The sequence below is a fragment of the Cupriavidus sp. HMR-1 genome (assembly GCF_000319775.1).
GTDB classification, from domain to species: Bacteria; Pseudomonadota; Gammaproteobacteria; order Burkholderiales; family Burkholderiaceae; genus Cupriavidus; species Cupriavidus metallidurans.
Genome location: NZ_ANKP01000245.1, coordinates 1 through 7,571 on the forward strand (window position 1 = coordinate 1; position 7,571 = coordinate 7,571).

Genomic DNA, 7,571 nt, shown 5'->3' on the forward strand with positions numbered 1-7,571 from the left:
GCAGACCGCCGTCAACCGGCTGTCGGGGGCGCGCTCGCAACTGGCCGGCCTGGTCACCGCGCTGGCCTCGCTTGGCACGATGCTGCTGCTCGCCCCGCTGGTCGGCCGTTTGCCGGAAGCCACGCTGGCCGCGGTGGTCATCGTCTACTCCGTCTCTCTGATCAAACCCGCCGAATTTCTGGCGATCCTCGGCATCCGCCGCACCGAGTTCATCTGGGCGCTGGTCGCCCTGGCTGGCGTGGTGGCCCTGGGCACGCTGCAAGGCATCGTCGTGGCGATCGTCGTATCGATGCTGGCCCTGGCCTATCAGACCTCCGATCCGCCGGTCTACAAGCTGGCGCGCAAGCCCGGCACCAACGTATTCCGTCCGCAATCGGACGCGCACCCGCACGACGAGACCGTGCCCGGCCTGCTGATGTTGCGGCCCGAGGGGCGCGTCTACTTCGTCAACGCGCGGCGTATCGGTCACAAACTTCGGCCAATGATCCTGCACGACAAGCCGAAGGTGGTCGCGCTCGACCTGACCGCGGTCTCTGACATGGAGTACACGGCACTGCACATGCTGACCGATGCCGAACGAGTGCTGCGCGAGGAGGATGGCGTCATGCTCTGGCTGATCGGGATGAATCCCGACGTCCTAGACATGGTCCGGCGCTCGGCGCTGGGCCAGACCCTGACGCATGAGCGGATGTTCTTCACGATGGACCTGGCCGCGGTCCGGTTCCAGACGGAACACGCCGATGCCGTGTGGGGGCCCGTGACACAGCCAGGCACGCCGCCGCCCGAGTCCCGCCCACCCGGTTAAACTCCTGCCTGGTGGATTTCCCCGTCCGCCCTGTCGGCGCCAGACGGAGGCATCGCGACGTATTCGCGGCCTGCCTCCGCCCGGCGCTGCCGATCGTTCCCCTCCCGGCACCGCCATCATGTCGAGACTCGTTTCCGGGCCGCGCTGCGCACCGCTGCGCTGGCTGCCCTTGTTTTGCCTGCTCATTGCGGGCCTGTTCCAGCAGGCTTACGCCGAGTGCAGCGCCAGCCACACCTCCGCCGCCGATGCCGCACGACCGCGCATCGGCCTGGTGCTGTCCGGCGGCGGCGCGCGCGGTTATGCCCACATTGGCGTGCTCAAGGCACTGGAACAGATGCACGTGCCAATCGATTGCATTGCGGCGACCAGCATGGGGGCGGTGGTCGGCGGACTGTATGCGAGCGGGATTCCGGCAAACGAACTCGACACCCGGCTGTCGCAGATCAACCTGAGCGACATCGTCTTCGACCGTAACGAACGCGCGCACCTGCCGCAGACGCTGCGCGAGGACAGTTTCGAATACCCGATCGGCCTCTCGGTCGGCTATGGCGACGGCAAGGTCAAGCTGCCCGGCGGGCTGGTGCAGGGCAACCGGCTGCTGGCACTGCTGCAGGACTGGACGGCGCCGTGGCCCGGCGATATCGATTTCGACAAACTGCCCATTCCATTCCGCACCATCGCCACGGACCTCAGCTCGGGTGCGCCCGTGGTGCTCGAGAAAGGGTCGTTGCCGCGCGCGATCCGCGCCAGTGCGGCCGTGCCGGGCCTGTTCGCGCCGTTCAAGGTGGATGGACGCACGCTGGTGGACGGTGGCCTGGTCAGCAACCTGCCTGTGCAGATGGCGCGCGACATGGGCGCCGATTTCGTCATCGCGGTCAATGTGGCCTCGCCACTCGACGACCCCTCCAACCTCGATTCGCCAGCGGCCGTCACCCAGCAGATGGTGACGATCCTGATGAACCAGAACCTCGCCGCGCAAAAGGCATTGCTGGGGCAGCGGGATGTGCTGCTGGAACCCGATCTCGGCGATCTGTCGTTCACCGACTTCTCCAATGCGCGCCGTGGCGTGCAGCTTGGCTACACGGCGGCTGAAGGCATCGCGCCACGGCTTGCCGCGCTGGCCTTGCCGCCCGACGCTTGGGACCAGTACATCGCCGCCCGGGAGACGCATAGCGCGCGATTCGAGCCCAAGCGCATCGACGCGATCGAGATCCATGCCTCGGGGCGCATTCCGCCCGCCTACATCAAGCAGTATCTGCGAACGCGCGAAGGCGACACCTATGACGCCGAAGCGATCAACCGCGACCTCTCGCAGCTCTCCACCACCGGCAACTTCGAAAGCGTGACGCAGGATGTGGTTACCGAGAACGGCCGGTCCGTGCTCAAGATCGACGCGCAGGAGAAATCATGGGGGCCGCAGTTCCTGCTGTTCGGCTTCGGCATGTCCACGACGTTCGACGGCAAGGGCGCGTTCAACCTGCAACTGGGTCACCGCTATCCGTGGCTGACGCAAAGCGGTCTGGAATGGCGCAACGACATCGTGCTGGGCAGCACCCAGGCCAAGTGGCACACGGAGCTTCGCCAACCGGTGCTGGACCGGCTGGGCTTCTATATCGCGCCATACCTCGAATACGGCCGCAAGCACGTCGACATCTACCCCGACAGCAGCCCCACCCGCAGCACCACGCCGCTCACCGCCGTGCGCGTGGACACGGCGCTGGCAGGCGTCGACCTCGGGTTGCCGATCGGCAGGCTGGGCGAGTTCCGGGTCGGCGCGAACTATCAGCAGGTCCGCTATTACTCTGACTATCTGATTGGCGCGGCAAGCAACGGCAAGTTCAGTGCCTCGGTGCAGCAGCCGGTGGTGCGGGCGGAACTGACGATCGACCAGCTCGATGACCCGCTCTTTCCGCGCAAGGGCTACTACTTCAATGCGGTGAACCAGCTATCGTTCGGCGGCACGGACAACAGCTTCGACGACGTCCACGGCAAGGCCCTGTGGGCGGGCAGCTACGGGCGCCATACGCTGAACCTGGCGGCCGAGGGGGCGATGACCTACAACGACCACCGCACCTCCGGCAGCGTCAGTGGCGGGCTGGGATTCACGCTGGGTGGATTCCAGCGCCTGTCAGCCTATGCGCCGGACCAGTTCTCGGGCAACTACCTGCTCTACGGCCGCATCACGTACCTGAACGATCTGCGTGAATTCGTGCTGCCGGGGCTGCGCACAACGGTGTTCGGCTCCAGCCTCGAAGTGGGCGACGTCTGGCTCAGGCGCCGCAACTTCGGCAGCGGACCCTACAAGTCCAGCGCCAGCCTGTTCATCGGCGGCAACAGCGTGATCGGCCCGCTCTACTTTGGCGTCGCGGCGGCGCCGCAGGGTGTGTGGAATATCTACCTGCAGCTGGGCCGCGTGTTCTAGCCCGCCTGGCGGACCAGCGGCGCATCGCTGTCCGCCGCCGATTCGGGACGATATTCGACCGCGCGGATGCGGCCGTTGGCCAGCCGTAGCGTCTGCGTGCCACGGCCATCCATTGGCTGACCGTCGAACCGGTACGACGCCGCGATGTCGATTTCCACCGTCTGGCCGTCGATGCGCGGCGCGCCGGCCACCTCGATCCGCACGGTATCGCCGGCCAGTTGCGCCACGCGCTGGAACAAGCCAATCACGGCATCCCGGTCTGCATAGACCCCTGCCAGCGGGTGCTCACCCAGATGGCGCCATTCGATGGCCGGATCGAGCAGCGGATAGACGGCCTCGAAATGCCGCGTGGTCAGCGCGGAGAGATACTCGCCCACCAGCGTGGCGACGGCTTCCTCCGCCATCGGCACCTCCACGGACCGACGCGCGCGGGGTCTGCCAGCGGACGCCTCCAGCCCCAGGAACTCGAGCACGCTGGCGATGACCTGCTCGCGATCGTTATCCACGCAGATCATGTGATAGCTGTTCTCGAGCACCACACCCCGCACCTGCGGCACCGCGCCGAGCAGGAAATCGTACGAGCGCAGCGTGGTCAGCTCGTCCTCGCGCGCGTTGACGACCAGCGTCGGGCAAGGCACGCGGTGCGCGCTGTCCAGCACCCAGCGGCGCAGACGGTCCACCTGCCGGATGCAGGTCAACGGCACCCAGCGATAGTGGAAGTTGTCGCCGCGCTCGAACTTGGCCTTGACGATGGCGCGCACCAGGTCGTTCTTGATGCCGAACGGCTCGTTCTCCTCTACCTTGATGCGCGTGGGCAGCCCCGGCAGGTGATAGACCACGTGCCGCAGCCAGCGGTAGGACGGTGTGGACCAACCATCGATATAGACCGGGGCAGCCAGCGCCACCAGTTGGCCCTTGCGATGCTGGCGCCGCGCGACCAGTTCCAGCGCGAGCAGCGCTCCCATGCACATGCCGATGACATGGAACGTGTCGTACTGGCCGACCAGTTCGTCGTAGGACTGGGTCACCACGTCCATCCACTGCTCCGCCACCACGGGCAACAGGTCCTCGGGCACGCCGCCATGACCGGGCAGCGTGACGGCGTGCGTCTCCACGCCCGCGCGGCGCAGCACCTTGTGCATCGGCCCGAGGTCGTACTGGGTACCGCCCAATCCGTGAATCAGCAGGGCTCCGGTGCGTGGAGCCTGTTGCGTTGTCATGCTGCGCGCCGCCCTTCCGTGTCGTGGGAGGCGATCACGCGCCATGCGCCGGCAATCAACGCGACGGAATCGTCGCCGTCGAGCAGCGGGCCACTCATGTCGACGATCGTCGTGGTGGCGCCCGCCGGCAGCAAGAGCCGGAACGTCAGGTCGCCGCGCATCTCGCCATCACATTCGCGCAACCAGCGGCGGCGCACCTCGGCGCGGTCGTCCGGATGCACGCGGGCCAGGACATCGTCGAGCGTGGACAACGCCGAGTCGTGCAGGCCCAGCGCGCGTTCCACGCTGCCGCTCCAGCGCAGCCGCCCGCTATGTGGGTCAAGTCGGTAGACGAGTTGCCCACTGGCAGCCAGCGCGAGTTCCACGTCGTTCTGGCGTGCGGCGGCCTGCGCGTTCGTCTGCTCGCGCGCCGTTCGCAGCGTGTTGATCAGCAGCGTCAGCAGCGCGGCTACGGCCAGGTAAAGCTGCGCGATTAACAGAGAGTCACCGTGGTACAGCGCGGTTTCGGCAAACGGGCCGTCGCCCTGGGCGGTATTGACCAGCACTAGCACGGTCAGCAACGCCACGGCGACCGATCCGCCACGCCCACCCAGCAGCAACGCCACGATGGCCACGAAGAACAACGGGATATAGGTCAGCGCATAGGCCACGCCGAGCGAGAGCTGCGCAAGCCGCGTGCCGTCGAACACCAGCGCGGCGGTCGCCAGCACACATGCCAGCGCGGCCAGGCCGAAGAAGAACTCGCCGGGCTGGCGGCCGCCCGAACGCGCGGCGCGAAAACGCGCCCATCCGGCGAAGACCGGCGTGACGATCAGCACCCCGACGAAGTCCGCCGCGGCCCACACCTTGGCGGTAGCCCAGAACGGCACATCAAGGAACAGCCAGAACCAGCCCGCGCCGATGACCGCCCCGCCGACACTGGCGATCACGCCGGCCAGCAGCAACCCGCGCAGGAACGCCAGCCCTTCCAGCGAGAACTTGGTCAGATGGATCACGGCCACGGCCAGCGCTGCGAAGCCGATCTCGTCGAGCGAGAACAGCAGCATCCGGAACGCATCGCGCCCTTCCACCATGCCCAGCAGCATCTGGGCCACCAGGAACGCCAGGCCGAGCCCGAGCCAGCGGCGCATCGGCGCCAGCATGAAAGCGGCCACGGTCACGCCGGCCGGCAGCCAGATGTAGCCGGCGGCCGTGAACGGCCCATTGAATTTGTGCGAAAAGTATCCGAGGACGAAATACAGGATTGCCCAGAGCGGCAATGTGACGGCCCGGTTGGTGAGATTCACTGTGATGTTCCCGATTCAGTATGACTGACTATCACCATGATCTGAACGGCAAGACGAGGCCCGCCGTTGACCTGGGCCGCCAGAAGTGTGGCGGATTGTACACAGCAGGGTCAGACGAGACCCCGCTGCGGTGTCAATTCATGCCGCTGGCGTCGACGTAGCCGAGCGCCTCGCGCACAGCCACACGGGCCTTGAGCGTATAACAGACGCGGCGGTCGCGAATCGCCAGGGCCAGAATCTCGCCCTGGGTCATTTCCTGGAAGTGGTGCGCAGCGTGGCGCAGCGTCAGGCCGGCCAGTTCGGCCAGCTCCGCCGCGGACATGCCTTCCTCGCCCGCATCGAGCAGGGCGCGGCAGATCGTGACGCGGACGGGAGCCGTCAGCAGTGCCAAGACGAGGGCGCTTTCCTGAGTCTCCATGGTCTACCCCTTTTCTCTAACCCTTTCGTTGTTGTGACAGGCCGCCGGCCACGAATTGCGGCCTCCCGCCTATCTTCTACGCTGCACATCGTGGCAGCGCAATAGGAGATTGGATGGAGGGCCACGCAAGGGCCCGAGGCTTGACGCGCGAGTCACATCGTGAACCTGAAATAAACGGTAATAAGGCGGTCATATCTCACATGACAGCCACCGACTATGCTTGTCGAGTCAAGCGACCAATGTCACGCATGTCTGCTTCGCCTCCTCCCCGCCGGCGGCCATTGGCCATCGCCCTGTACGTCGTCATCGCCATCGTGGTGGTCTGGCTGGTTGCCAGGCCATTGGGACGATGGCTGTTCCCGCCCAAGGCCGCGCAGGCGAACCCGGCCATCGTAGTGACCACCGCCGCGGCGCAGGGCGAGGACGTGGACATTGGCCTGACTGGCGTCGGCACAGTCCAGGCCATGCAGACTGTGACGGTCAAGCCACGCGTGGATGGGCAGCTCGAGCGCGTTGGCTTTGTCGAAGGCCAGGACGTCAAGGAAGGTCAGGTGCTGGCGCAGATCGACCCGCGCACGTTCCAGGCGCAATTGCAGCAGGCGCAGGCTACCAAGGCGCGCGACGAGGCGCAGCTTGCCAACGCCCGCCTGGACCTGAAGCGCTACGAGGAACTGATCAAGGTCGACTCGACCACGCGCCAGACACTCGACACCCAGCGCGCGCTGGTCGACCAGCTTGCCGCCGCCGTGCGCAATGACGAAGCGCAGATCGCGCTGGACAAGGTGCAGCTCGATTTCACGACCATCACGGCGCCGCTCTCCGGCCGCGTCGGCGCCCGGCTGGTCGACCCCGGCAATATCGTCCATGCCACCGACACCACCGGCCTCGTCGTGATCCGCCAGATCGACCCGATCGACGTCGTCTTCACGCTGCCCGACGACGCCTTCGGCCGCATCAACCGCGCGATGCAGGCCAGCCAGTCGCCACTGGTAGTGTTCGCCCACGAGCGCGGCACCGATGCCGACCTCGGGCACGGCGGCCTGATCCTGCTGAACAACACGATCGACACCACCAGCGGCACCATCCAGCTCAAGGCGCGCTTTCCGAATCCGAAGCACCTGCTGTGGCCGGGCCAGTACGTCAACGCCCGGCTCGTGCTGGGCCAGCGTGACCGCGCAGTGGTCATTCCGGCGTCAGCGGTGCAACGTAACGATGCCGGCACCTACGTCTATGCCGTGCAGGCGGACCAGACCGTGAAGCTGCAGCCGGTGGAGGTAGCGGAACTCCAGGGCGCGCGGGCCGTGATCGCCAAGGGCGTCCAGGCCGGGGAGCGCGTGGTGGCAGATGGCCAATACAAGCTCAAGCCCGGCGCGTTGATCGCCGAGGCGCCCGCGCGGCCAGGCGCCGCACCGACTGGCGG

Annotated in this window: 6 protein-coding genes; 3 read left to right on the plus strand and 3 right to left on the minus strand. The window is 66.6% G+C overall.

Going from position 1 to position 7,571, the window contains the following annotated elements:
- Together D769_RS25980 and D769_RS25985 are read left to right on the plus strand one after the other, a co-directional pair.
- Positions 1 to 805, plus strand: an 805-nt coding sequence (locus D769_RS25980) for a SulP family inorganic anion transporter (RefSeq protein ID WP_008651093.1), incomplete at its 5' end; no start/stop codon positions are given.
- 118 nt (positions 806 to 923) lie between these two features.
- Positions 924 to 3,227: a patatin-like phospholipase family protein gene (locus D769_RS25985; RefSeq protein WP_008651099.1), complete on the plus strand. Its 2,304-nt coding sequence runs from the start codon at positions 924 to 926 to the stop codon at positions 3,225 to 3,227.
- Here the strand turns inward: D769_RS25985 and D769_RS25990 are convergent.
- The 3 genes from D769_RS25990 to D769_RS26000 form a co-directional block, all read right to left on the minus strand.
- Complete coding sequence (locus tag D769_RS25990; protein WP_008651102.1) at positions 3,224 to 4,447, minus strand: alpha/beta fold hydrolase; 1,224 nt, start codon at positions 4,445 to 4,447, stop codon at positions 3,224 to 3,226. The two genes, D769_RS25985 and D769_RS25990, sit on opposite strands and share 4 nt — an antisense overlap.
- A complete protein-coding gene (locus tag D769_RS25995) occupies positions 4,444 to 5,733 on the minus strand; it encodes an MASE1 domain-containing protein (RefSeq protein WP_008651104.1) in 1,290 nt (429 codons plus the stop codon). Before D769_RS25995 ends, D769_RS25990 begins: the two co-directional genes overlap by 4 nt.
- 133 nt (positions 5,734 to 5,866) lie before the next feature.
- Positions 5,867 to 6,151, minus strand: coding sequence for a helix-turn-helix domain-containing protein (locus D769_RS26000; protein WP_008651105.1), 285 nt, complete (start codon positions 6,149 to 6,151; stop codon positions 5,867 to 5,869).
- Positions 6,152 to 6,399: 248 nt separating this feature from the next.
- On the opposite strand from D769_RS26000, the gene D769_RS26005 reads away from it, so the two are divergent.
- The coding region (locus D769_RS26005) for an efflux RND transporter periplasmic adaptor subunit (RefSeq protein ID WP_040011270.1) at positions 6,400 to 7,571 on the plus strand (1,172 nt) is incomplete at its 3' end.